This is a genomic window from Sphingomonas sp. MA1305, from assembly GCF_016107325.1.
Classification (GTDB): Bacteria; Pseudomonadota; Alphaproteobacteria; order Sphingomonadales; family Sphingomonadaceae; genus Sphingomonas.
The window spans coordinates 1-22,656 of sequence record NZ_RCVT01000004.1 but is presented as its reverse complement, the minus strand read 5'-3'; the positions used below and the strand labels follow the sequence as shown (position 1 = coordinate 22,656).

The following is a 22,656-nucleotide window of genomic DNA, read 5'->3' as shown; positions in this document are numbered from 1 at the left end:
CAGGTGAGATCGCCGAACAACATGCCGTCAGTCCTAGCGGCATATTTCACCTATGACACTGATCGCGATCAAGTGCTTGGCCGCCACGGTAGGATACGGCGGCAGGACACCGACACTCGCTGACCCTCTTGCATAGTAGATATAGCGGCCGCCCTGCTGTGTTGCCGTGAGAACCAATTCCAGCCGATTATCGGCAATCAAAGGCCTTCTCGAAAGCGGACGCTCGTTCATCGCAGTTCGCAGTCTGGACCATGCACCGTTCGACGACCCGGTCCCGCTCACGGTAAATTCCGGCGTATGACGAAGCCGCAGTGCATGGGCATCCGCACGTTCCTGATCTCTCTCTGGAAGTCGAGATCGGAGGTCGTTGGCCTCGGCAAAAGTCATGTGGGAGCAACGAGCGCGAAGCCACCGGTGAACGCCTTCAGCCGCCAGCTTAGCCTATTCGACGATATTGCTCAGACGGTCTGTTCATTCAGGCGCTGATCCGCCCGCTCTGCTGGGGAGGCCCGTAGCGCGTTGCCGACCTGCGCCCAGCAGGCGACGCCACCGGGCAGGCTTTCGCTCGGTAGTCGGCGCAAGCGCGGCCTTGTATAGCCACACGACGAGATCGCCGGGTGCAGGGTCGACATCGTGATCGACGCCGAAAAACACGAGTTCGCCACCAGCACGGATCAGCGCCACCGGCCAACCGTCGTCGCGACCGGGTACGTCGGTCTCGCCAATACCGAAGGGCTGCACGATGACGCTCGCGCCCGCTTCCATGAGATCGGCAAGGCGCTGAAACGTCATGTCCTCCCCGATGACGATCTTGCCGCGCCATTCACGGGACGCCTCATGCCTGGTCCCGGCGGCATCTGGCGCAAGCTGATGAACGCGTTCCCGACCAAGCTCCGGTGCGAAGCGCGTGCACACCAGTGCATTGTATGCATCGTCCGGCGTCGCGGCGAGCACCTGCTCCACATCGCGCAGATCGACGACCTCCTCCCCGATGACAGAGAGAACCTCGACGCGCAACGCGGCGAGCCCGGCAAGCCGCGCCGCCTTCAGTGCGAGGGCGGATCGGTCCACCACGACGATTGGAATGCCGGCTCCATGCAGAACCTCGCCCAGCCTGATGCTCCAGCGGGATGCGCCCACGATCAGCAAGCCGCCGCGACCTCCCGAAGCCAGCTTCAGCCGTCGTGCAAGCGGGGCGAGCGTCAGGCCGTGAAGAAGTACCGTCGACGCGATGACCGCGAATACGAGAGGAAGCACAAGGCGGGCGTCGGCATAGCCCGCTTGGGTGAGCCGCTCCCCCGCGACGCCAGCAATTGCCGCCGCGACCACGCCGCGCGGACCGATCCAGCCCACCAGAAGCCGCTCCCGCCAGCTTGCATTCGCGCCGATCGTCGCCAGCCAGATGGCCGAGGGCCGGACAATGAACAAGATGACCAGCGTGGTCAGCGCGATCGGCCAGCTCAGCATCTGGACCGTGCCGCGATCGATGTTGGCGGTGAGGAGGATGAAGAGTCCCGAGACCAGGAAGACCGTCAGCGCCTCCTTGAATCGCCGCAGCTCCTGCAGCCCCGTGACGTCGATGTTGGCCAGCACGACCCCGAACAGCGTCGCGCCGACCAGCCCGGTCTCCGGCTGTATCGCTTCGCCTGCCGCGTATATGCCTAGCGCACCAGCCAGCAGGATCGGCGTCTTGAGGTATTCAGGAGCAAGATCGCGCGCGAACAGGGTCCGGATGCCGAAGGGCACTGCCAGGCCAAGTGCCGCGGCGACACCTGCACCAAGGGCGGTATGCCAGGCGAGGCTAACGATCGCCGCCCCCCCGCTCATGCTGGTCGCGAGTGTGAGGTAGCTCAACACCAGCAGCGTCAGCGTAGCGCCGATCGGGTCGTTGACGATCGCCTCCCACCGGAGGAATGCCGCAGCCCGGGGCTCCAGCTTGGCCTGGCGCAGCAGGGGCATGATCACCGTCGGCCCCGTGACGACCAGAATGGCACCGACGAGGATCGCGACCGGCCAGGACAGTCCGGCCACCCAATGTGCTGCGATCGTACCCATCAACCAGTTGAGTGGCAGCGCCACCGCCACTAGCCGTGCAATCCCGGAACCTGCGGAGCGAAGCTCCCGCAAATTGAGGTTCAGGCCCCCTTCGAAGACGATGATCGCCACCGCCATGCCGATCGCCGGCCGCATCACGTCACCCAGGGCAACTGACGGACGGACGAAGCCGCCAATCGGCCCGAGGATGGCACCCATTATCAGCAGAGGGATGATGGCCGGCAGCCGCAGCCGCCAACCGAGCCATTGGCCAAATACGCCGGCGACGGCCACGCCGACGACGAGAAGCATAACCGTATCTTCCACCATGATCCCCCAAGGCGATCGCGGCGCCCGCGTCCCCGACATGCAAAAAGCCGCAGCGGCGACATTCGTTGCGTGTTGAGTGGCATCGTCGCGAGCGGCGCGCTCCACCCTGATGACGTGTTCAGCCGACACTGGCGCCGCGAGCAAAGCGCACATAAGCATCACGCGTGACCAGAATGTCATGCGCCGATCTAGGACAGCGTTCCACCGACCCTGCCGCCCGCAGCTGATCAAGGGTCAGCGTGACCAGTTTTGGTCATTCAGAACCGGATCGAATCTTCCGACAAGCAGACGTTCCGCTTTGCCATCAGTTCCAGGCGCTCATAGCCCCCTACCCTCACCTGAACGACCGACAACTTACGGCGTTGGTTCCCCCGAAAGCGGACTGGGGGCTATCCACTAGTGGCGAGAGTCGCGGATCGCCTACTCCGTCCGGGCGGCAACGTGGCACGCGATAAGCGAAAGCGCCTGGCCGGCAGTAGTGAGGATCAACACGCGCAACGCAACGAAGAAAAGTAGGTAAAGATATTGCCTCCGCGCCATGCGCCGGCGAGAGGTTGGCGCGACGGCGATCCATTCTGACGGAGCCGGCCGGACCGGTACGGTAAGCTAGCGCTGGCACCGGTCCCAGCAGTAACGATAGCGCAGTTCGGCGGTTTCGCCGGGCGGGACCAACACCGTCCACATGGGGGCGCCATCGACGATCGGCAGCGTCGCGTCGATCGCTTCAATGCGCTGTCCTGCGGTGCCGATCGGCACATCGACCGGCGCGGACGTGCCACTAGCGTTGGTCACCACGATCCGCATGATGTCGGCGGAGATACGCTCCTGCATCACCGTTACCTGGCGGCTGATCCCCGCGGCGAGGCGGAAGGATTCGCCCTCGGCGCGGTCGGTCAGCGCCCCCTCCCCGAGCAGCAGCCGCTCGCCGTTGCGCGTGGTATAGACCGCGGTGCTGCCCGCCGGCAGCGGCAGCCCGAGACCGGCGTCGCGGCGGTTGCGCAAGGCGAAGACGATACGCGTTGGCGAGCCTTCGATGGCCTGTCCCGGATCGAGGCGGGCGCGGTATCGGCGGTCGAATGGAACACCGACACGGGAGAGGAGCGCCACCTGCTTCTGCGCGCGCGACGCGACGGTGACGCGCATCGGCACGCGATAGAGTTTGAGGTCGCCGAGATTCTCGGGCGGCGGCGCCATCGGCACAGGAGCTGGCGGCGGTGGCGGTGCGCTTATCGGTGTCAATGATATCCGCGCCGCGGTGATGACGATGTCGGCTGCTTCCTCGATCGTTTGCTCGGGCAGGTCCGACGTCGTCGTACCGAGCGGATAGCAGGATAGCGAGAGCGCCCCGACGGCGCGCTCGAGCGTGGGCGTCCAGACCCGGTTGAGCCGGCCGGCGACCGCGCTGAGCTGCGCATCGGGAAAGCGCTCGGGATTGGCGTTGGCGAGCGTCAGCCAGGCGAAGAGGTCGAGCGTCCGGCCATCGGCCGCGACGGTGGCGACATAGCTCGACCGCCAGTCGAAGCCGCGGGCGAGATAGCTCAGGCGGACGGTGACGGTGCGCGCCACCGGGCTGACCGTCGCCACGCTAAGCACCGGTCTGGCGGAGAGCCCGCCGGGTATGCCGGCGAAACTCAGCCGTTCGGGCAGCCCCGAACAGCGCAGCGTCTCGATCCCGGCGCGGGTCTTCAGCACGACGCCGCGCGCGGGGCCGGCGACGATCGTCGCCTGTTCGGAGACGCGGCGGCCGGTCGCGCGATCGGTGCGGGTCAGCGTCACGACGTGGCCGAGCGTGCCGTCGATCAGCGCCGCGGGCGACAGCAGGCGCGCATCCCGGTTCTTCTCGACCACGCCGCCGGGCAGCCCCTCCACCACCGCACTGACCGGCACGATGCCTTCGGCCACGCCCTCGAAGCGGAGGACCGCGGCGCCCTTCGGCACGGTGATGCGGCGGGTTTCGGTGACCAAGGCAAAGCCCTCGAGATAGTCGAGGTTCATCGCGCCGCGGCCGTAGGGCGCGCGATAGACCGTGAGCGCGACCGCGGCAGGCTGTGACGACGTGACGACATCAGGCGTCGGCGGCGTTGGCGGCGGCGCGGCGCCGATCGCAACGAGGGCCGACAGGACCGTCAGCAGCGCGCGCATCAGTAGCGCGTGTCGAAGGTCGCGGTGACCACCGCCTCCCCGTTGGCGGGTACCGGCACCTGCCATGTCGCGCTGCCTGCGTTGGGCCGTTCGCTCTTGCGGCTTTCCTCGGTGATGCGCGTGTCGGTCCAGTCGAGGCCGGACTGGGCGAGTTCGACCGTCACGGCGCGCGGCCGCGCGTTGGTGAGCGTATAGCGCATCCGCGTCCGCCACCGGTCGCTGGCCAGTCGCGTGTGTTCGATGATGGTCGGCTGGACCTTGACGTCGAAGGCGTCGCCGGTCGGCAGCGCGATCGTCGAGCCCTGCGGCGTGTGCTCGATGCGGTTCTCGCCAGTGAACTGCGGCTGGCCGCGCGCATCGCGGATGTAGACGCGCACCGTACCGGCGGGCAGCGCATCGCCGACGCCACCGGCGCCGCCGCGATTGGAGAAGCGGAGCACGCTCTGCGCGCTGCGCGGCGCGTCGGCGGAGCCGAGCCAGCCGTTCTCGAAGCGATAGCCGGAGCTGGCGGCGACGCCCTTCGCATCGAGGAAGCTGACCTGCTTGGTCTGCTTGTCGGCGATCGTGGTCCGCTCGGCGAGGGGGTAGAGGTAATAGTCACCGAGCTGCTCGCGCGTCGACGTCTCGGTACCGGCACGGGTGCGTACCGGGCGCCGCGAACGCACCGGGGCATCGTCCCCGTCGGTCGCGCTGCCGACCTCGCCGGCGACGAGCAGGGTTCTGGCGTTGGTGAAGGTGGTGCCGCTCGTGTTGCGCAGCGTCACCCAGCCCTGCACGTCGATCGTGCCGGCCTTGTCGTCGAACAGCGCGACATAGTCGGCGCTCCAGCCGAGCCCCCGGGTGAGATAGGACAGCTTCGCCGGCCGCGTTCCCGATCGCGTGCTCGCCAGCGTCACCGACAGTGTTGGGCGGGCGTGCAGCGATTCGGGCACGCGGTCGAATACTGCGCGCACCGGCAGGCCGTCGTCGCGCAACACCTCGATCCGCCCGTCGATGTCGAGCACGACGCCGCCATTCACCGCCAGCACCCGCGCGCGCTCCCGCGTTTCTGCGCCGGTGGCGGGGTTGGTGCGGATCAGCGTGATCGTCTCGCCCACCGCCTTTTCCATCAGGCTCGAGGGACTGAGCAGATCATAGTCGAAATTCTGCTCGACAATGCCGGCGTCGGGCATGCTGAGCGACACCGTCTCGGGGCGGATCTGGGCGCTGACGTCGGGGAAGGACTGACGGACGCGGCCGGCGGCGAGGTCGAGCTGGCGGACATCCTGCACCAGCGCGACGTCGCCGTTGTAGATCGTCACCGACACGTCACCCTGAGCACTGCCCACACCTGGGACCGCGGCGGGCGGTGGTACGGTCGTCGGGGACAGTTGTGCCACTGCGCCCGTCGGCAGGGCGAGCAGCCCCGCGATCATCAACCCGTTCCGCATGCGTCGTCTCCCCCGGCGTTTCGTTGCGAAGCATGCGGTGACGTCGGCGCATGTGCAACGTGCAACGCGTAAACGCCTGGCAGTAGGCCGCTATTCCGCGGCGAGGGCAACTAACGTACCGGTGACCCGCTCTCGTAACACGGGATCGCGAGTGATCTCGAGCAACGCGGTAAGACTGTGGCGCGCGGCCGCGACGTCATTGTCGACGAGCTCCAATCGGGCCCGCTCCCACCAGGGATGGGGATATTGTGGCGCGATTGAGGTCATCCGACGATAAAGCGCCAGTGCCCGCCGGCCTTTGCCAACCTTCTCCGCGCGGGTTGCCTGGTTGAGCAGTAGCCGAACAAGAATCGCCCGGTTCTCCATGGCTGCGACATGCCGCACCGCGGCCGAAACGCCGCTTTTCGCCGCGGCCAGGAGCGCGTTGATCTCGTCGCCATCGACGCGCGTGCCGCCGCGAAACGGATCGATGATCACCGGCTTGGCTTCCTGTCCGACCAGGACGAGGACATGGCCGGGCAGGTTCAAGATCTCGGCGGCCCAGCCGATGCGTCGAGCGGCGGCGACGTAGAGGATCGACAGGCTGATCGGCAGACCGCGCAGACGATCGATGACGCGGATCAGGTCCGCATTGTCGGGATCGTCATAGGTCGCCGCGTCACCCGAGAAGCCGAATTCGCCGGCAAGAACCTGCGCGAGGCAAGCGGCACGCTCCGCCGCATCGGCAGCATCGACGCCGACCTCGTCCAGGCGCGACGCGATATCTGACAGCACGTCTTCATAAGCACCAATGTCGATCGCATCATGATCGAGCAGCGCCAGCGCGAGCGCGGCCTCGTCCAGGACGATGTCGGCATCGTCCACCAAACCCAAGTCTTCGAGATTATCCATAGACCCTAAGATGGTGTCCGTCTCGGGCTGTGCAAAGATGGCTCCAAGCTGCGCGGGGGCAGCGGACGTGTTTCGATCCCGCACCGGTCGGATCAGCTCGCAGAGCGGCGGCGACGACCTCAGCGGTTTCGAGGCCAACATGGCTAGGCCCGCGCTGCATAGCTATCAGGGGACCGCGGTGCAGATCGCCAGCGCCTGAAGCTTGCGAACGGAATATGTCCACCTGCCGCCGGTAACGGCCGGCGGCAGGTGGACGCACGTTCCGGTTTTCGCAGCTTGGTTCTCGTTGTCCGAAAGAGGCCGACCGTTCAGCACGACATGGCGCACTCTCCTCCCCCGGTTCTGAATGCATCGGCCGACCTTAATGGCCGTCGTCGACCGCCGACACTGATCGCGCGCTGACCGAGTCAATCCTTCAGCGCCGCCCATCCATCACGCTACACCTGGCGCATGCCGCCATCGACGCAGAGCTCGGCGCCGGTGATGAAGCTGGCGTCATCGCTGAGGAGGAACACGGCCGCAGAGGCAACCTCATCGGCGCGGGCCATGCGACCGAGCGGAATGGGCGCAATGAGCAGCTGCCGCATCTCCTCGGACACCGCCGCCATCATGTCCGTATCGGTTGGGCCTGGCGCGACGACATTGACGCGAATGCGACGCGGCGCGAGTTCGGCCGCCCAGCTGCGCGCATAGGAGCGCAACGCCGCCTTGGTCGCACCATAGGTACTGAACGGCGTCACGCCCATGACGTCGGCGATCGAACCGACCAGCACCACCGCGGCGCCGTCGCGCAGCACGGGTAGCGCCGCCTGGATGCCGAACAGCGCGCCGCGCACGTTGACGGCGAAGTGTCGATCGAAATGCTCGCCCGTCTCTTCGCCGATCGTGGCCGGCTCCGACAGTCCGGCGTTGAGCACCAGGGCATCGATATGCCCGTGCAGACGCTGGACCTCGCCAATGACCTGTAGCAGATCGACCTGGCTCGCCGCGTCGGCCACGATGCCCTGCGCCGAAGCGCCGATGCTCTCCGCCGCAGCGGCGACTTCCTCGGCCCGACGCCCCGTCAGGACAACCTTGGCCCCAGCCTGTGCAAGGCGGCGGGCGGTGGCGAGTCCGATTCCTTTCGCTCCGCCGACCACCACCGCGACCTTGCCTGCCATACTTGTCATTGTGCGCCCTTTCATTTGATAGGGCGAATCAGATATACGGTGCATATCTGCTATCAAGAACGCACTCGGAGTAGCCTAGATATGGCGAGCGATACCGACCTGCAGGCCCTGTCCTGCAAGGCGATGCTGGACGTGCCGCGCATTCGCCCCGTGCTGGACAAGATCGCGGACAAGTGGACGATCATGATCCTGACCGTGCTGTGCCCTGAGCCGGCACGGTTCAACGCCATCAAGCGACGCCTCGACGGCATCACCCACAAGTCCCTTGCCGACGCGCTGAAGCGCCTGGAACGTCATGGACTGATCACACGCACGGTCATACCGACCACGCCGATCGGCGTCGTCTATACGATCACGCCGCTAGGCCATTCGCTCCGCGAGCCCTTCGATGCTCTCTGTTCGTGGGCTCTGGCCCAGGAACAGGCGATGGCGGATGCGGTCGTCGCCTATGACAAGTCGAGAAATGCATCGCCAGACTGACCCCAATTCTGCAAATTGGTTCCAATCTACGGACGCGCGGCAACCCATTGTTCGCCGGCGGATAGACCAGGCTGACAGGTAGGGTAAAGCCAGGGGCGCGATACTTGGCTAACGCGACTTAGGCCGCCTTGGCCGCGGGTGCCTTCTTGCGCTTGCGGGTGGCTTTCGAAGCGCTGCGATTGGCTGCCTTGGCCTTGCCGCCCCGGATCAATGGCACCGCGATTGCGGCAGCGGAGGCCAGGATCGTGCCGCCGATCGCCAGCCACGCACCTGCGCCTAGGCCGCCGTGCCGATGCCGCCCCTCCCCATCCGACGTCTGCGGCGGATGCTCGTCGTGATGCAGCGGGCCAGCGTGCTTCATGACGGAACTCGGAATGTAAGACATGGGCAATCCTTCCAACGGCTTCCAACCCGGGGCCCCAGCCGATGTTCCGCGAACAACAGCGACGATCAAGCGCGCCACGCCGGCGGAGCGTGCATTCCGTCCGGCGCCCGCGGCACGCGCCGTCTAGCGCTTTTCCAGATCCCGCTCGAACGCAAGCGCAGCACCATCCCGCCCGCCGGTCAGCACCGCCTGCCGCTCGCCGTCCTCGGCGAAAAAGACGGCGAAGTCCGGTTTTTCGACATCGCCCTCGACGGTGCGGTCCTCGGGAGACTCGACATGCCCGACGTAGCGCAGGCTGACGTCATAATGACCCGACCAGAAGAACGGAACGTCGGCATAAGCGCCGTCGACCAGCCCCAGCAAATGCCGTGCGAGCCACTGACCCATATGCTGGGCGACGACCCAATGTTCGACCCGGATCGAATGGCCAAGGCGCGGATCGGGGGCGCTGGCGATGTCACCGATGGCATGGATGGACGGATCGGACGTGCGCAGCAGTGCGTCGACCTCTACGCCGCCGCCGGCCTTCTCATCGGCCAGCGTCAGGCCCGCCGCCTCCGCCAGCTCCGTACGCGGGCGGACACCGGTGCCGGCGACGAGCAGGTCGGCGTCGATCCGCGTCCCATCGTCTAGGGTCGCCGCCTGCCCGTCCCACGCCGTCAACGTGCGGCCGGTTTTAAAGCTGACGCCCTTGCTCTCGTGCAGCCGCCGGATCATCGCGCCGACCTCCGTCCCGGCCGTCTTCTCCAGCGGCACGTCGTCGTCCGACACCACCGTCACCGCCAGCTTGCGCCCGACCAGCGACGCCGCGACCTCCAGCCCTATATAGCTCGACCCGATGACGATTGCCCGGTGCCCTTCCCGCGCCGCCGCGATCAGCGCATCGGCATCGGCGAGCGTGCGCAGGACATGGACGTCGTCGCGGTTCGCACCGTCGAACGACGGCAGGATCGGCTCGGCACCGGTGGCGAGCACCAGCCGGTCGTAGGCGACCGATTCGCCCGCACCGAGTTGCACGCATCGTGCCTCGCGGTCGATCCCCGTTACCCGCGTCGCCAGGCGGACCGTTGCGCCCTTTGGCTCGGGGAGCGCAAGCGCGTCACGCTCGGCCTTGCCGGCGAGATATTGTTTGGAGCAGGCGGTGCGGTCGTAGGGCGCGTCCGGTTCGTCCGACAGCAAAGTCACCGTGCTGCCAGCACCATGCCGCGCCAGCATTTCGGCACATGCATGGCCCGCCGCGCCGCCGCCGACGATGACGATCCGTTCCGACAGGGCGGCGGCAGCGACCGGCGCGACGGCGGGCAGCGTGTCGCCGACCCGGATCGTGTCGCCGTCCTCGATCACCGCGAACCGGTCGAGCGGTTCGAACGCCGGAGCGCCGACCGCCTCGCCGGTCTCAACGTCAAAGCGTGCATGATGCCAGGGGCAGCGCAGCGTACCGTTGGCGACGAGCCCCTTGGCGAGCGGCGCCCCGGCATGGGTACAAACGCCCGCCAGGGCGCAGATCTTGCCGCCGCTGCGGAACAGCACGACATCCTGCTCGCCAACTTTGCCCGCGACGATCGTGCCGTCGTCGAGGTCGGACGAGGCGATGCCGTCCGCCAAATTGCGTTCCGTCATGGCCTCGCCCGTCCCTTCGCTGGTGATCAGTCGGCGCGCTGCAGCGCCGTGGCTGCGAGATGCTCGCCGATGAACCAGACCTGCGGCTCGTTGGAGCGGATGATGTCGCTGACCAGCAGGTCGTTGGTGCCATCATCACCCGATTCATCGGCCGCCTTGGCACCTTCGTGCGCCTGTTCCAGCACGACACGGTGCGCCTCCAGCAGCCTCGCCAGCATCGTCGGCACGTCTTCGCGTCCCTTGGGCGGGCGTGGGATGCGCGTCATCTCGGCGACGTCGTGCGGCGTCGCGATGCTGATCCCGCCAAGCGCCTGGATCCGCTCCGCCACCATATCGACCAACTCGACCTGCTTCTCGTAATGCGTGTCGAGCAGCAGGTGCAGCTGGTAGAAAGTCGCGCCGGACATCTGCCAGTGATGCTTCTTGTACAGGTCGCGCAACATCATCGTGTCCGCGAGCACCTGATTGAGGATCGACACGCTCTGCTTGCGGGCATTGTCGGACAGGCCGAGCGGCAGCTCCTTGAGCGTGCCGAACGGCTGAATCTCGCGATAGTCGATCTTGTATTGCGGCTGGGCTTCGTCCGTGGCGGCCACCATGATGCTCCGGTTATTGATGTAGGTGAAGGCCGAAGCGTTTGCCGGGCATCGCGGTTCCCTCACCACACCACCGTGACGGCCGCGCACAATTGATTTGGTGTCCGACAGAACCAACCTGGATCAAGAACATTATAAGCCGCTCAACAACTTGGGCGGCAGGCGATGGCGCAGGACGGGCAACGGCGAACGGGATCACGACCCTCGGCATGCTGACCGAATTGCTCGATCGCTGGCGACCGCACGACGCGGGTGCGCTCGATGCCCGGGTCGACGGCTATCTGCCGCTCGCCCGCTACGGTGCGCTCGGCGATGGCCGTTCGGTGGTGCTGTCGGGAAGCGACGGTTCGATCGATTGGTGGTGCGTTCCCAATATGGACTCTCCGCCGCTGTTCGATCGCCTGCTCGATGCCGATCGCGGGGGTCGCTTCAGCCTGATCCCCGATTGCGACTTCACCGTCGAGCGCCGCTATCGGCAAGATAGCAACGTGCTGGAAACGGTGTTCACCACCGCCGGCGGTCGCGCCAGACTGACCGAATCACTCAACAGCGGCACCGCCGGGCGGCTGCCGTGGGCGGAGTTGGCGCGCCGCGTCGAGGGGCTGGACGGCACGGTCCGCTTCCGGCTGACGATGCGGCCCGGCCGCCGTGGCGACACCGTCAATCCGTACCATTCGACGATCGGCAAGCATACGGTCTTCCACGTCGAACGCGTGCTCGGCCTGTTCGTGCACGATCCGCGCATCACCTGCCGCTGGTCGGACGAGGGCATCACCGGCGAGGTCGCCGTCGCGGCGGGCGACCGACGCACCGTCGCGATCGTCGCGGGTCGCGACGAGCCGCTGGTGGCGCCACCGATCGAGGAGATCGACGCGCGCATTGACGTTTCCGACGCGGAATGGCGCGACTGGGCGGCCGGCGTCACCTATCAGGGAGCGGATCGCGCGGCCTTCCTGCGCAGCGCCCTCGCCCTCAAGCTGCTGCTCTATTCGCCGTCTGGGGCGATCGCCGCGGCCGCGACCACGTCGGTACCCGAAGGGATCGGCGGCAAAAAAAATTACGACTATCGCTACGCTTGGGTCCGTGACGCCGGCTATACGATCAAGGCCTTTCTGACCGCCGGTGCGCAGGCAGAAGCCAAGGCGGCCTTCACCTGGCTGCTCGGTCAGCTTCGCGAGACGGGCACGCGCGTCTGCTACACGCTTGGCGGCGGCGTCGTGCCTCAGGTGTCCGAATGGGCGATGCCGGGCTATCGCGGTAGTCAACCGGTCGTGACCGGCAACCTCGCCACTGACCAAGCGCAGCATGGCGTCTATGGCGACATCTTCGAAACCGCCTCATGCTTCGTCGCCAGCGGCAACATCCTCGACAGTGCCAGCGCCGAATTCCTCTCGCACCTCGCCGATCAATGTGCCGATCGCTGGCGCCTGCCGGACGCGGGCATGTGGGAGTTGCAGGAGCAGCGCCATTACACGATGTCGAAGATCAGCTGCTGGCAGGCGCTCGCCCGCGCCGTCGAGCTCGCCGATCAGGGCCAGCTGCCGACCACCTGCCGCGAACGCTGGCAGCGCGAACGCGACCGGATCAAGGCGTGGATCGAGGCGGAATGCTGGTCGGAGGATCGGCAGGCGTTTGTCATGTACCCGGGCGGCGATGCCATCGATGCCTCGCTCGCCCTTGCCGTGCGCTTCGGTTTCGACGGTGCTGAGCGGCTGCGCCTGACGCTGGACGCGATCGACCGGGAACTCGGCGCCGGACCGTTCCACTACCGCTATACCGGAATGGCGGCCGAGGAGGGTTGTTTCCTGGCCTGTTCCTTCTGGATGGTCGAGGCGCGCGCGTTGTTGGGCCAGCGCACGGAGGCGCGAACCGCGCTCGACCGGCTGACCACAGCGCTGTCGCACGGCCACGGGATCCTCGCCGAAATGGTCGACCCCGACAGCGGTGCCTTCCTCGGCAATCTGCCGCAGGGCCTCAGCCATCTGGCCCATCTGATGGCGCTCTCCGTGCTCAACGAGGACGCCGTCTGCGACTGATCGACCGCCTTCTGGTTGATGCCTTCCCCCCAAAAGGAGACGATGATGACCGACCGCATGACGATGCAGGATCCGCGCGCGCAATATCCGCGCCCGCCCTTCCCCCGCCAGCCGCAGCCGGTGCCCGGTTCGGCGGCGAAGATGGACCCGACGCCAGATCATGGCGAAACCAGCTACACGGGCTCCGGCAAGCTGACCGGTCGCAAGGCGCTGATCACCGGCGGCGACAGCGGCATCGGCCGTGCCGCTGCGATTGCCTTCGCGCGTGAGGGCGCGGACGTCGCCATTTCCTATCTACCCGCGGAGCGCGATGATGCGGCGGAAGTGATCCGACTGATCGAGGCGGAGGGTCGCATCGCAGTCGACCTGCCCGGCGACATCACCGACGAGCATTGGTGTCGCGACATGGTCGAGCAGGCGGTGGCGAAGCTCGGCGGCATCGACATTCTCGTCATCAACGCCGGCCGTCAGCAGAACCGCGAGGACATCAGCAAGGTCACGTCGGAGGATTTCGACAAGACGCTGAAGACCAACCTCTACGCCTTGCATTGGATCGCCCAGGCGGCGGTGCCGCATCTGCCCGCGGGTGCGTCGGTGATCACCACCGCCTCGATCCAGGCCTATGAACCGTCGGCGATCCTGCTCGACTATGCGACCACCAAGGCGGGCATCGTCGCCTATACCAAGGCACTCGCCAAGCAGCTGCTAGAGAAGGGCATCCGCGCCAACGTGGTCGCGCCGGGGCCGTTCTGGACGCCGTTGCAATCGTCGGGTGGCCAGCCGCCGGAGGCGGTGATGCAGTTCGGATCGGAGAGCCAATACGGCCGCCCCGGTCAGCCTGTCGAGATCGCACCGGTCTATGTCTTGCTCGCCAGCCAGGAAGCGAGTTTCATCAGCGGCGAGGTCTATGGTGTCACCGGCGGTGCCGGCGTCGCCTGACGGATATTGTCCCGGCGCTATAGGGCGCCGGGACATTTCGGCTTTTGATCAGCCGGCGATCGTGAACACCGAGCCCGAGTCGACGCGGATGCCGGCGCCGTTGATGAAACTGGCGCGTTCGGAGACGAGGAAGGCAACCGCCGCCGCCACCTCTTCCGGCTTGCCGCGCCGCTTCAATACCATGCCGGGCCGTTCTTCCTCCAGGAAGCTGGCGATCGCTTCGTCGAAGGAGGTACCCTTCTCCTCCGCGCGCTTTCGCATCATCGCATCCGTCATCGGCGTCGCGATGAATGCCGGCGACACGGTGTTGACCAGGACGTTGTCGCAGCCATAGGCCTTGGACAGTCCCTTCGCGAGACTGAGGATCCCGGCCTTGGACGCGCAATAGGCGAGCTCGTCGACATAGGGCTGCACCGCATCCTCGGACGCGAACAGCACGATTCGGCCCCAACCTTTCTCGCGCATCGCCGGGATCGCCTCGCGACACATGCGCACCGCGCCCATCAGATTGATGTTGAGCGTCTCGAGCCAGCCGGCGTCCTCGACGTCGAGGAAGTCGCCGGTCGCGCCGGTGACGCCGGCGGCATTGACGTAGATATCGGGTTCGCCCAGCTTCTCGCGAACCTGACGCCAGATCGCTGCTACCTCGTCGAGCTTGGTGACGTCGCCGGTCACCGCCACGATCTCGCCGAGCGGCGACAGTTCGCTAACCGCCTCGTCCAAGGTGCCGTCCGGCTTGTCGGTGATCGCGACGCGCACGCCCGCCTCCAGCAACAGCCGCGCAGTTTCCTTGCCCATGCCCGAGTCCGCCCCGCTGATCAAAGCGATGCGGCCGTTGATACCCAGATCCATGTCTCTCTCCTTCAGCCTCGCGTTGCGAGGAAACGGTCGGCGGTGCGCAGCGACAGCGCCATGATCGTCAACGCCGGGTTAGCGGCGAGCGCGCTCGGGAACACCGAATTGTCGCAGATAAAGAGATTATCGATATCGAAGCTGCGTCCATCGGCGTCGACCACGGCGCGGTCGGCGTCATCACCCATTCGGCACGTACCGATCGTGTGTGCCGAGCGGTCGACCGCGAAGATGTCGCGCGCGCCCGCCGCCTCCCAGATCGCGGTCATCGTCTTTCGCGCATGCGAGTCGATCGCGCGCTCGTTGGGCCCGTAGCTGAAGTCGACCCGCGCCTTGCGCAACCCGTAGGCGTCTGTCTCGTCCGCAAGCGTCAGCCGGTTGCCGTCGGACGGCAAGCATTCGCCGTTGATGCCGATCCCGCCCAATTGGTTGTAATCGTCGAGGAGGTCGACCAGCGCCTGCCCCCACAGCCCGGCACCGCGCGCCAGATTGGTGGCGAGCGTCACCGGCATCACGCCGAGGCTCTGGATCAGATAGCCGCCGGCATGATCGGCGTCATCGGCCCGCATCATGTCCTCGGTGATCAGCGACGAGGGATAGCCGCGGTTCATCCGCATGTCGGCGTCGAACCGGCCCCATACCTGCGTCGCGACATGCGCCATGAAGTTGCGGCCGACCTGACCGCTCGAATTGGCGAGATCGAGGTTGAGCAGCAGCCGCGGCGTCTCGACTCCGCCCGCGCACAGGAACAGCGCGCGGCAGGCCAGTCGTCGACGCTCGCCGCGGCGGACATAGACGACGCCGGTCACCCGGCCGCTGCCGTCGCGTTCGATATCGACGACACGGCACTCCGCGCGCACCTCGGCGCCATGGGCGACGGCGAGGGGCAGCCAGCTCGTGTCGGTCGCCGCCTTGGCCGCGGTGCGGCAGCCCTGGTGGCAGGTGCCGCAGTTGACGCACGCCTTGCGCTCGCCCCAGTGTGGCTGCACGCGGTCACGCGAGATCAGAGCGGCGGGAGCGTCGGTCGCGGCGATGCCGAGCGCCGCGCAGCCGCGTGCCATCGCGTCGGCGGGGGCGTTGCGCGCGACCGGAGGCAATTCGTAGCGCCGCCCCTCGTCCCACGGATAGCGCGCCGGGCCGGACACGCCGATGAAGCGCTCGACCGCGCCGACATAGCCGATCAGTTCGTCATGCGCGATCGGCCAGTCCTCGCCCTGCCCGCTCTCGCTGCGCAGTCGCAGGTCGCGCGCGTCGGGGCGTGGGCAGAAGGCCCCCCAGTGCAACGTCGAGCCGCCGACGCCCATGCCCGAATTGTTGGCGCCGAAGGCGGTGGCGTCGGCACCGCCGCTCAGCCGCTCCTCCATCCAATAGATGTCGGCGGCGAGTTCGTCGGCGACATGATCGTCGGGCCGGAAGGCGCGCCCCGCCTCCAGCACGACGACCGAGACGCCCGCCTCCGCCAGCCGCGCGGCGAGCGGCGCGCCGCCCGCGCCGCTGCCGACGATAACGACGTCGGTCACGTCTGCCGCGGCGCTCATGCTCGCGACTCCAGCCGCTGCCAATCCTCGATCGTGTCGGCTGCGGTCAGCCGATACCCCTGCTTGTGCGGTCCGTCGCCGCCGACCGCGAAACCGTCATAGCCGATCCGAGCCATGGTCGCCGGCAGCGCCATCCATTGCCGCGCGATCTCCGCGCGCGCCTCGGCGAACCACAGTCGCATCTGGCGCGGATCGAGGTCATCGCCCTTCGTGTCGCCAGTTCCGTCGGCGATCGACCGCAGGCATCGCTCACGATCCGCCGGGGCGGCGTCGGCGAAGCCGCCGGCGAGACGGTCAAGCGTGTCGAGGCCCGACGTCCAGCCCTCGGCATCGGCAGGCAGTTCGGCGCTGCGCCAGCCGTCGCCGATCCCGCTCGTCAGCATCGCATCGATCCGCGCGGCGAGGTCGACCGGATCGGCGGCGCCCGGCAGCACCGTCTCAACCAGGGCGGCGAGCACCGCCCGCTGCTGCGGCGACAGCACTTTGCCAGGCGCGGGGGCGGCGTGTCGCTCGGTCATCACCGCGCGTGTCCGGCGGCTGACCCGATCGGACGCGAGCAGCGCGACAAACGGCGCAGGCAAAGCTCGGGCAAAAGCCGGTGTGACGTGGTCCCGGATCAGGGCCGCGACCGCAGCGGGCTGTTCATAGGGCAACAGATGCGCGGCACCGGCCACCACCTCGACGCGCGCGTCCCGATAGTGCGGCAGGTTGAGCCGCCGCTGCGCATCCTCGCCCAGATCACCGTCCTCGCCGCCGGCGACGATCAGCGCCGGTACCGCGAGCGTCCCCGCCGCCGCCTGCCAATCCTCGCGGCTGTCGCGCTCCAACCAGCCGGTCCAAGCCAGGCGGCCGGAGCGCTCCACGTCGGCAATCGCCTGATCGCGCAGCGGTTCGGGCAGGCGCCGCGCGGTATTGGCATCGACGAACGTCGCCGCCTCGTCCGCATCGATCTTGCCGTTGGCGAACCAGCCGATCATCTCGGCGCGACGCTCCTCGGCCATCGGCTCGGGTGCGGGCGGCGAGGCGGCGAGCAACACCACCGCGGCCAGGCCGGCGAAGGCCGGATCGCCGTCGCGCGCGCGGGCAGCGGCGAGCGTCGCGATCTTGCCACCCATGCTATGACCGATCACTGCCCAGCTCTGCGGTTGCCGTGCCGACACCTGCGTCGCGAACCAATCGACCAGTCCTGCGACATCGAGAACGGCGTCCGGGCTGTCGCCGAAGCCGGGGAGGTCAAGCGCGACGCAGTCCCCGACGTCGCCCAGTCCGGCGATCACCTCATCCCATTCGCGCGCACTCGCGCCCAGCGCGTGGAGGAAGAACAGTCTCGTCACCCGCGGCGCCTTCACATGTTTTATTGATCCATGATGAAGTGCACGTGGCGGGCGCTGGTTCCCGACGCTGCGAAATTGAGTGACTTAGATCGTCTTCATATGACCATGAAGGTCAGGCTGACGGGGCGACGGCCGTATAGGGCCCGTCGTCCTGGCGCACGATCAGCGTGTAGGGCGCGAGTCGAGACGCAGCATTGCCTCGGCGGCATCGAGGCCGAAACGATAGGTAAGATAGCCCTGCGCGACATAGACATCGGGCACCGGCAAGCGATGCGCCGCCATCGCCTCGGCGGCCTTCACGACACGCTCGCGCCTGTCCGGGCGCACGCCCCCCCCCCCCGAAACTGCTCGTTACCCGGGGCACGGTCATCTTCGACCCGCCGGCCGCCTCGGCGATATCGCCGATCGTGGCCCTACCCTGGTTCTTGGCACTGTGAACCTTCGGGGGCGAGCGGTTCCGGTCATTGCCGCCCGCGTCAGGTTGGCACGCCGGTGACGTGCTGCGCGGCGGTGTAGAACGCGCCAAAGGGGGCCGTCCGGAGGCGCGCCGGTGCTAGATCGGCTCCGCCCGTATGATGCCGGTGCGATGGAGCCGATCGATCGCCGATTGCAGATCGCACGCGATCCCCGTGCTCCCCTCGCCCACGTCGTCCAGGATAGCGAGCGCCAGGCCGGTCAGCGCAAGTGGTACACGCAGTTCCGCACGAATGGTCGATCGTGCCGGAGCGCTGGGCGTCGCAGCGATCACGCCCCTGATCTGCACCGCCATCTGCATCTCTCCCGACAGGTCGAGCATCTTGGCTGCCGTCTCGATTAGATCGAGCGCCGAGGTGACGATACGCGCGCGTTCAATCGCTTCCATGGCAATCCCTAAGCGGAGCCGGCGACGCACTGGACGGTGCGTCGTCGCTCGGAACCGGGTGTTGGAAACCTAGATAGCGCTAGGCGCGAACGCCTTTAGCCGGATGGCCTGGACATGCGCGTCCGCCACCCGGTCGATCGATCCGGCTCGCTATCTCCGAGGTTTCCATGCCCCGCTACGTTGACCGTAGGCGACGGCCTTTAGTCAGGAATGGATAGAATTGCAAAGCTTTTACGGAATGCCGTTAGTGGAGGAGCGTCATCGCCCGTTCGATCATCTCCACCTTGCTGCGGCACAAGCTCTTCTTTCTGACAGAAAAGCGTGGACCCATTGCATTGCCCGGCAACTCCGGCATGGCTGCGTTGATGACCGATCTCGCCATTCTTTATGAACATCCGCAATGGTTTACCCCGCTGTTCGCGGCGCTCGATCGACGCGGTGTCGCCTATCAGGCGCTGACGACCGACTTCGCCTTCGATCCGGCGGATGCCACATGCCCAGCACCGCTCGTGCTCAGCCGGCTGGCGATGTCGGCCTTTCTGCGCGATGCCGAACACCCGATCTTCTGGGCGCAGTCGCTGTTCGCGCAATGGGAACGCGCCGGCGCGCGCGTCCTCAACGGCACCGCCGCTCTTGCGGTGGATACGTCCAAGGCGCGTCAGCTGGCGCTCATCGCCTCCCTCGGCCTCGCCATCCCCGTCACCCGTGTCGTCCATCGCGCCGGCGACGTACCAGCCGCCGCAGCAACAGTGGGCTTCCCGCTGGTGGTAAAGGCCAATATCGGCGGTGCCGGGGCCGGCATCGCCCGCTTCGACAGCGCCGACGAACTGAAGGCCGCGGTCGCCGATGGCCTGCTACCGACCAGCATCGACGGCGTCCTGCTGGTCCAGGATTATGTCCCCGCCCGCAACGGCACGATCACCCGGATCGAAACCCTCGACCGCCGCTATCTGTACGCCATCGACGTCGCTGGCGGCGGCGCGTTCGATCTCTGCCCGGCCGACGCCTGTCAGGTGCCCGGCAGCACGATCACCATGACCGCGGTGGAACCCGCGGCCGAGCTGCGTGCCGCCGCCGAGGCGATCGCGCAGGCCGCCACACTCGATCTCGGCGGGGTCGAGGTGATGATCGATGATCGCGATGGCGTTCCACGCTTCTATGACGTCAACGCCCTGTCGAATTTCGTCGCCAAGCCGCTCGACGTCTTGGGCTGGGACCCCCACGATCGGCTGGTCGATCGGATCGTCGGCTGGATCGAGGAGACACGCTGATGCGCTACGGATTCTGGATGCCGGTGTTCGGCGGCTGGCTGCGCAACGTCCCCGACGAGGGAATGGAGGCGAGCTGGGCCTATACCAAAGCGCTGACGCAGAATGCGGAGCGTTGGGGCTATGACCTGACGCTGATCGCCGAACTGAACCTCAACGACATCAAGGGTGTCGAACAGCCCGCGCTCGACGCCTGGTCGACGGCGGCGGCGCTCGCGGCCGTGACCGAGCGGATCGAACTGATGGTCGCAGTGCGACCCAATTTCCATCATCCTGCGCTGTTCGCCAAGGCCGCGGCCAATATCGATCGCATCGCCGACGGTCGCCTGGCGCTCAACGTCGTGTCCAGCTGGTGGGCGGACGAGGCGCGACAATATGGCCTGCAGTTTGACCAGCACGACGACCGCTATGCCCGCACGGCGGAATGGTTGCAGGTCGTCGACGGCCTGTGGACGCAGGATCGGTTCAGCTTCGACGGCCGGTTCTACACCACCGACGCCGCGATCTGCGCGCCCAAGCCGGTCAAGCGGCCGACGATCTATGCCGGCGGCGAAAGCGAAGCGGCCAAGACGATGATCGCCGAACGCTGCGACGCCTATGTGATGCATGGCGATCCGGTGGCGGCGATCGCGCCCAAGATCGCCGACATGGCCGCCCGCCGGGCCGCGACGGGCCGCCCCCGCATGCACTATGGCATGGCAGCCTATGCGATCGTCCGCGACAGCGAGGCGGAGGCGCGACGCGAGCTCGAACGGATTACCAGCGTCACCGAACTGCCGCCAGGCTACGCCAATTTCGATCAATGGCTGTCGGGCACGCAATTGGAGCGGGAGCTGAAGCTGCAGGAATATTCCGTGTCCAACCGTGGTCTGCGGCCCAATCTGGTTGGGACGCCCGAACAGCTGAAGGAACGGATCGCGGAATATGAAGAGGCCGGCCTCGACCTGCTGCTGCTGCAGATGAGCCCGCAGGCTGAGGAGATGGAGCGCTTTGCCACACAGGTGATGGGGACGGTAGCGGAATCCGAGCCGGCTTGAGCCGTTTGCGGGCCGCCAAAGGGGCGGATGACGGTGACGCGCCTCGGCGCGGCTTATCCTGGCTGATGATCGGCCGACCCGCCCTCGTCACCTGGGCGCAACCGGGCCTTCCACAGGCGAAAGCCGAGCACGGCGATCGCTAGGAGACCGAGCGCCACCCAGGTCAGATTGCCGAGTAGATCCGCGATCGCTTGCACCTTGTCGCTGAACAGGCGTCCCAGCGAGACGTAGAGCATCACCCAGATCAATTCACCGGCGACATCGAGCACCAGGAATTTCGGCCAGGGATAGGCGGTCATTCCGCTGGTGATGTTGATCCACGGACCGAGTGGCCCGACGAGCCAGCGGCTGAAGAAGATGCCCGGCCCGCCCCATTTGCGCGCGAACGCTTCCGCCTTTGCGATGCGCTCCGCGCCGGCAACCTTGCCAGCCAGCGGGCGGCCGCCCCAATAACCGATGGCATAGCCGATCTGGTCTCCCGCCACGGCGCCCAGCGTTCCCACCATCACGACCGGCACGAATGCCAGATCGCCCTGTGCAACGAACGAACCGACTGCAACAAGCAGTAGCGAATCAGGGAATGGTGCGCCCGCCGAGGTGATCAACAGGATCATGAACAGCGCCGGCAGCCCGTAGCTGGTCAGCAGCGCCAGTAGCTCGCCGTTCACCGGGCGGCGCTCGGGGCGGCAGTGCGCGGGGGGGGCCCGGGCGGCGGATATGGCGGCCGCGCATGGATGATCGCCCGGTTCAGGATCGCGCGTATCTCGCCGATGCTTTGTCCCCGACTGGCCGCGATCGCCGCGAGGTTGCGGCGCTCGGGCGGGCCCGGCGGCATGCCCAGCGCCAAGAAGAGCACATGGGGTGGAACATGGTAGGAATGCGCGATATAGCCGATCGTCATCCAGCCCTCGATCGGCTCATCCTGATGGGCATTCCAATAGATGGCGTCGCGGACGAGGCGCATGGCATGGAAGGCCGTAAAGCCGATCGCCGCTACCAGCGCGACGATCAGCGCGATCCGCCCGAAGTGCTGATTGCCCCTGGCCATCAGAATTTGGCGATGAGGGTCACGCCCGCGATCATCAGCACAGCGCCGACGAGACGGTAGGGGTTCATCGCATGCTGCTCCATACGCAGCAAACCGTAATGGTCGATGGCCAAACTTGCGATGATGTTGGCCGTAATCGTGACGCCATTGACCGGCCCCGCGCCGAGCTTCTGGATCAGCATGAAGCCGGCGAACACCGCAACGGCGCCGACCACACCGCCAAGCGGCGCCCACCAGGGCATCTGCGCAAAATCGCCGACCGAAGGCAGCGGCTTGGGCATGCAGGCAAAGAGGGCGACGGTCGTGAACATCACCAGCATGAAGGATATCGAAGTCGCCAACCATGGATTGTGCAGCGACTTGTTGAGCTGACCGCCCATCGCGGCACCAACCGCCTGCAGCATGCCGGCGGCGAAGATGAAGGGGTAGGCCCAAGCGGCATTCATCACGATGCTCCCGTGCGGTCATGGCGGCGCTGGGGCAAAACCATTGGTGAAGCCAATGCACCCCCGCTCTCGCCCAACTCGCGACGGGCCGATGTGTTCGCCCACGGACGGGTCCGAAGTGGAATTATTTGGATGGCGCCCTTGGGGCGTGGGCGAGCCGGACGGTTGCGAGACCATTGCGGAGCGGAGTGCGGCGGGAGGTTCGGGGACGCGAAAAGC

Annotated in this window: 21 protein-coding genes; 5 read left to right on the top strand and 16 right to left on the bottom strand. The window is 66.8% G+C overall.

Going from position 1 to position 22,656, the window contains the following annotated elements; all coding sequences use genetic code 11:
* Nucleotides 1-471 precede the first annotated feature (471 nt).
* The 5 genes from D9601_RS15355 to D9601_RS15335 all read right to left on the bottom strand — a co-directional run bounded on the left by D9601_RS15355 (nt 472) and on the right by D9601_RS15335 (nt 7,996).
* Nucleotides 472-2,544, bottom strand: coding sequence for a cation:proton antiporter (locus D9601_RS15355; protein WP_198354950.1), 2,073 nt, complete (start codon nt 2,542-2,544; stop codon nt 472-474).
* A gap of 426 nt (nt 2,545-2,970) precedes the next feature.
* Nucleotides 2,971-4,506 carry a DUF4139 domain-containing protein gene (locus tag D9601_RS15350; protein ID WP_198354949.1) on the bottom strand — a complete coding sequence of 512 codons (1,536 nt, stop codon included), beginning with the start codon at nt 4,504-4,506 and terminating at the stop codon, nt 2,971-2,973.
* Nucleotides 4,506-5,936: a DUF4139 domain-containing protein gene (locus D9601_RS15345; protein WP_198354948.1), complete on the bottom strand. Its 1,431-nt coding sequence runs from the start codon at nt 5,934-5,936 to the stop codon at nt 4,506-4,508. Before D9601_RS15345 ends, D9601_RS15350 begins: the two co-directional genes overlap by 1 nt.
* A 90-nt stretch (nt 5,937-6,026) precedes the next feature.
* Entirely contained in the window at nt 6,027-6,965 is a 939-nt protein-coding gene (locus D9601_RS15340) for a transglutaminase-like domain-containing protein (RefSeq protein WP_232474286.1), read from the bottom strand.
* A gap of 299 nt (nt 6,966-7,264) precedes the next feature.
* Nucleotides 7,265-7,996, bottom strand: a complete 732-nt coding sequence (locus D9601_RS15335; protein WP_198354947.1) for an SDR family NAD(P)-dependent oxidoreductase — start codon at nt 7,994-7,996, stop codon at nt 7,265-7,267.
* A gap of 81 nt (nt 7,997-8,077) precedes the next feature.
* Between D9601_RS15335 and D9601_RS15330 the strand changes: the two genes are divergently transcribed.
* On the top strand, nt 8,078-8,476 hold the full coding sequence (locus D9601_RS15330) for a winged helix-turn-helix transcriptional regulator (RefSeq protein ID WP_198354946.1): 399 nt from the start codon (nt 8,078-8,080) through the stop codon (nt 8,474-8,476).
* 118 nt (nt 8,477-8,594) lie between these two features.
* On the opposite strand, the gene D9601_RS15325 is transcribed toward D9601_RS15330, so the two are convergent.
* The 3 genes from D9601_RS15325 to D9601_RS15315 all read right to left on the bottom strand — a co-directional run bounded on the left by D9601_RS15325 (nt 8,595) and on the right by D9601_RS15315 (nt 11,080).
* Nucleotides 8,595-8,861, bottom strand: coding sequence for a hypothetical protein (locus D9601_RS15325; protein ID WP_198354945.1), 267 nt, complete (start codon nt 8,859-8,861; stop codon nt 8,595-8,597).
* A 123-nt stretch (nt 8,862-8,984) separates the two neighbouring features.
* Nucleotides 8,985-10,481, bottom strand: coding sequence for an FAD-dependent oxidoreductase (locus D9601_RS15320; protein WP_198354944.1), 1,497 nt, complete (start codon nt 10,479-10,481; stop codon nt 8,985-8,987).
* A 26-nt stretch (nt 10,482-10,507) separates the two neighbouring features.
* The gene (locus tag D9601_RS15315; RefSeq protein ID WP_198354943.1) at nt 10,508-11,080 is read right to left on the bottom strand and encodes a Dps family protein; all 573 of its coding nucleotides are present in this window, start codon (nt 11,078-11,080) and stop codon (nt 10,508-10,510) included.
* 206 nt (nt 11,081-11,286) lie between these two features.
* Here D9601_RS15315 and D9601_RS15310 point away from each other — a divergent pair, with 206 nt between their 5' ends.
* Nucleotides 11,287-13,113, top strand: a complete 1,827-nt coding sequence (locus D9601_RS15310) for a glycoside hydrolase family 15 protein (protein ID WP_198354942.1) — start codon at nt 11,287-11,289, stop codon at nt 13,111-13,113.
* A 45-nt stretch (nt 13,114-13,158) separates the two neighbouring features.
* The gene (locus tag D9601_RS15305; protein WP_198354941.1) at nt 13,159-14,052 is read left to right on the top strand and encodes an SDR family oxidoreductase; all 894 of its coding nucleotides are present in this window, start codon (nt 13,159-13,161) and stop codon (nt 14,050-14,052) included.
* 48 nt (nt 14,053-14,100) lie between these two features.
* Here D9601_RS15305 and D9601_RS15300 read toward each other — a convergent pair whose 3' ends face one another.
* The 5 genes from D9601_RS15300 to D9601_RS15280 all read right to left on the bottom strand — a co-directional run bounded on the left by D9601_RS15300 (nt 14,101) and on the right by D9601_RS15280 (nt 18,638).
* A complete protein-coding gene (locus D9601_RS15300; RefSeq protein ID WP_198354940.1) occupies nt 14,101-14,904 on the bottom strand; it encodes an SDR family NAD(P)-dependent oxidoreductase in 804 nt (267 codons plus the stop codon).
* An 11-nt stretch (nt 14,905-14,915) separates the two neighbouring features.
* Nucleotides 14,916-16,442 carry a GMC family oxidoreductase gene (locus D9601_RS15295; RefSeq protein ID WP_198354939.1) on the bottom strand — a complete coding sequence of 509 codons (1,527 nt, stop codon included), beginning with the start codon at nt 16,440-16,442 and terminating at the stop codon, nt 14,916-14,918.
* On the bottom strand, nt 16,439-17,776 hold the full coding sequence (locus D9601_RS15290; protein WP_332838022.1) for an alpha/beta hydrolase: 1,338 nt from the start codon (nt 17,774-17,776) through the stop codon (nt 16,439-16,441). Before D9601_RS15290 ends, D9601_RS15295 begins: the two co-directional genes overlap by 4 nt.
* 162 nt (nt 17,777-17,938) lie before the next feature.
* On the bottom strand, nt 17,939-18,103 hold the full coding sequence (locus tag D9601_RS15285) for a hypothetical protein (protein WP_198354938.1): 165 nt from the start codon (nt 18,101-18,103) through the stop codon (nt 17,939-17,941).
* 226 nt (nt 18,104-18,329) lie between these two features.
* On the bottom strand, nt 18,330-18,638 hold the full coding sequence (locus tag D9601_RS15280) for a hypothetical protein (RefSeq protein ID WP_198354937.1): 309 nt from the start codon (nt 18,636-18,638) through the stop codon (nt 18,330-18,332).
* A gap of 353 nt (nt 18,639-18,991) precedes the next feature.
* Here D9601_RS15280 and D9601_RS15275 point away from each other — a divergent pair, with 353 nt between their 5' ends.
* Both D9601_RS15275 and D9601_RS15270 read left to right on the top strand, forming a co-directional pair.
* Nucleotides 18,992-19,909: an ATP-grasp domain-containing protein gene (locus D9601_RS15275; protein ID WP_232474285.1), complete on the top strand. Its 918-nt coding sequence runs from the start codon at nt 18,992-18,994 to the stop codon at nt 19,907-19,909.
* A complete protein-coding gene (locus tag D9601_RS15270) occupies nt 19,909-20,943 on the top strand; it encodes an LLM class flavin-dependent oxidoreductase (RefSeq protein WP_198354936.1) in 1,035 nt (344 codons plus the stop codon). The genes D9601_RS15275 and D9601_RS15270 overlap by 1 nt, the downstream gene beginning before the upstream one ends.
* Before the next feature lie 53 nt (nt 20,944-20,996).
* On the opposite strand, the gene D9601_RS15265 is transcribed toward D9601_RS15270, so the two are convergent.
* Genes D9601_RS15265 through D9601_RS15255 form a run of 3 tightly spaced genes read right to left on the bottom strand, consistent with a single transcriptional unit; the run spans nt 20,997 to nt 22,437 of the window.
* On the bottom strand, nt 20,997-21,611 hold the full coding sequence (locus tag D9601_RS15265) for a DedA family protein (protein ID WP_198354935.1): 615 nt from the start codon (nt 21,609-21,611) through the stop codon (nt 20,997-20,999).
* The gene (locus tag D9601_RS15260) at nt 21,608-21,991 is read right to left on the bottom strand and encodes a hypothetical protein (protein WP_198354934.1); all 384 of its coding nucleotides are present in this window, start codon (nt 21,989-21,991) and stop codon (nt 21,608-21,610) included. Before D9601_RS15260 ends, D9601_RS15265 begins: the two co-directional genes overlap by 4 nt.
* A complete protein-coding gene (locus tag D9601_RS15255; protein WP_198354933.1) occupies nt 21,991-22,437 on the bottom strand; it encodes a DMT family transporter in 447 nt (148 codons plus the stop codon). Before D9601_RS15255 ends, D9601_RS15260 begins: the two co-directional genes overlap by 1 nt.
* Nucleotides 22,438-22,656: the final 219 nt, after the last annotated feature.

What these genes read in the sequence shown, in the direction of transcription:
- D9601_RS15335 (WP_198354947.1), bottom strand. Translation starts at nt 7,996, where the DNA reads ATGACAAGTATGGCAGGCAAGGTCGCGGTGGTGGTCGGCGGAGCGAAA.
- D9601_RS15320 (WP_198354944.1), bottom strand. Translation starts at nt 10,481, where the DNA reads ATGACGGAACGCAATTTGGCGGACGGCATCGCCTCGTCCGACCTCGAC.
- D9601_RS15260 (WP_198354934.1), bottom strand. Translation starts at nt 21,991, where the DNA reads ATGGCCAGGGGCAATCAGCACTTCGGGCGGATCGCGCTGATCGTCGCG.
- D9601_RS15350 (WP_198354949.1), bottom strand. Translation starts at nt 4,506, where the DNA reads ATGCGCGCGCTGCTGACGGTCCTGTCGGCCCTCGTTGCGATCGGCGCC.
- D9601_RS15275 (WP_232474285.1), top strand. Translation starts at nt 18,992, where the DNA reads ATGGCTGCGTTGATGACCGATCTCGCCATTCTTTATGAACATCCGCAA.
- D9601_RS15270 (WP_198354936.1), top strand. Translation starts at nt 19,909, where the DNA reads ATGCGCTACGGATTCTGGATGCCGGTGTTCGGCGGCTGGCTGCGCAAC.
- D9601_RS15305 (WP_198354941.1), top strand. Translation starts at nt 13,159, where the DNA reads ATGACCGACCGCATGACGATGCAGGATCCGCGCGCGCAATATCCGCGC.
- D9601_RS15345 (WP_198354948.1), bottom strand. Translation starts at nt 5,936, where the DNA reads ATGCGGAACGGGTTGATGATCGCGGGGCTGCTCGCCCTGCCGACGGGC.
- D9601_RS15330 (WP_198354946.1), top strand. Translation starts at nt 8,078, where the DNA reads ATGGCGAGCGATACCGACCTGCAGGCCCTGTCCTGCAAGGCGATGCTG.
- D9601_RS15315 (WP_198354943.1), bottom strand. Translation starts at nt 11,080, where the DNA reads ATGGTGGCCGCCACGGACGAAGCCCAGCCGCAATACAAGATCGACTAT.
- D9601_RS15255 (WP_198354933.1), bottom strand. Translation starts at nt 22,437, where the DNA reads ATGAATGCCGCTTGGGCCTACCCCTTCATCTTCGCCGCCGGCATGCTG.
- D9601_RS15355 (WP_198354950.1), bottom strand. Translation starts at nt 2,544, where the DNA reads ATGACATTCTGGTCACGCGTGATGCTTATGTGCGCTTTGCTCGCGGCG.
- D9601_RS15300 (WP_198354940.1), bottom strand. Translation starts at nt 14,904, where the DNA reads ATGGATCTGGGTATCAACGGCCGCATCGCTTTGATCAGCGGGGCGGAC.
- D9601_RS15325 (WP_198354945.1), bottom strand. Translation starts at nt 8,861, where the DNA reads ATGTCTTACATTCCGAGTTCCGTCATGAAGCACGCTGGCCCGCTGCAT.
- D9601_RS15295 (WP_198354939.1), bottom strand. Translation starts at nt 16,442, where the DNA reads ATGAGCGCCGCGGCAGACGTGACCGACGTCGTTATCGTCGGCAGCGGC.
- D9601_RS15310 (WP_198354942.1), top strand. Translation starts at nt 11,287, where the DNA reads ATGCTGACCGAATTGCTCGATCGCTGGCGACCGCACGACGCGGGTGCG.
- D9601_RS15280 (WP_198354937.1), bottom strand. Translation starts at nt 18,638, where the DNA reads ATGGAAGCGATTGAACGCGCGCGTATCGTCACCTCGGCGCTCGATCTA.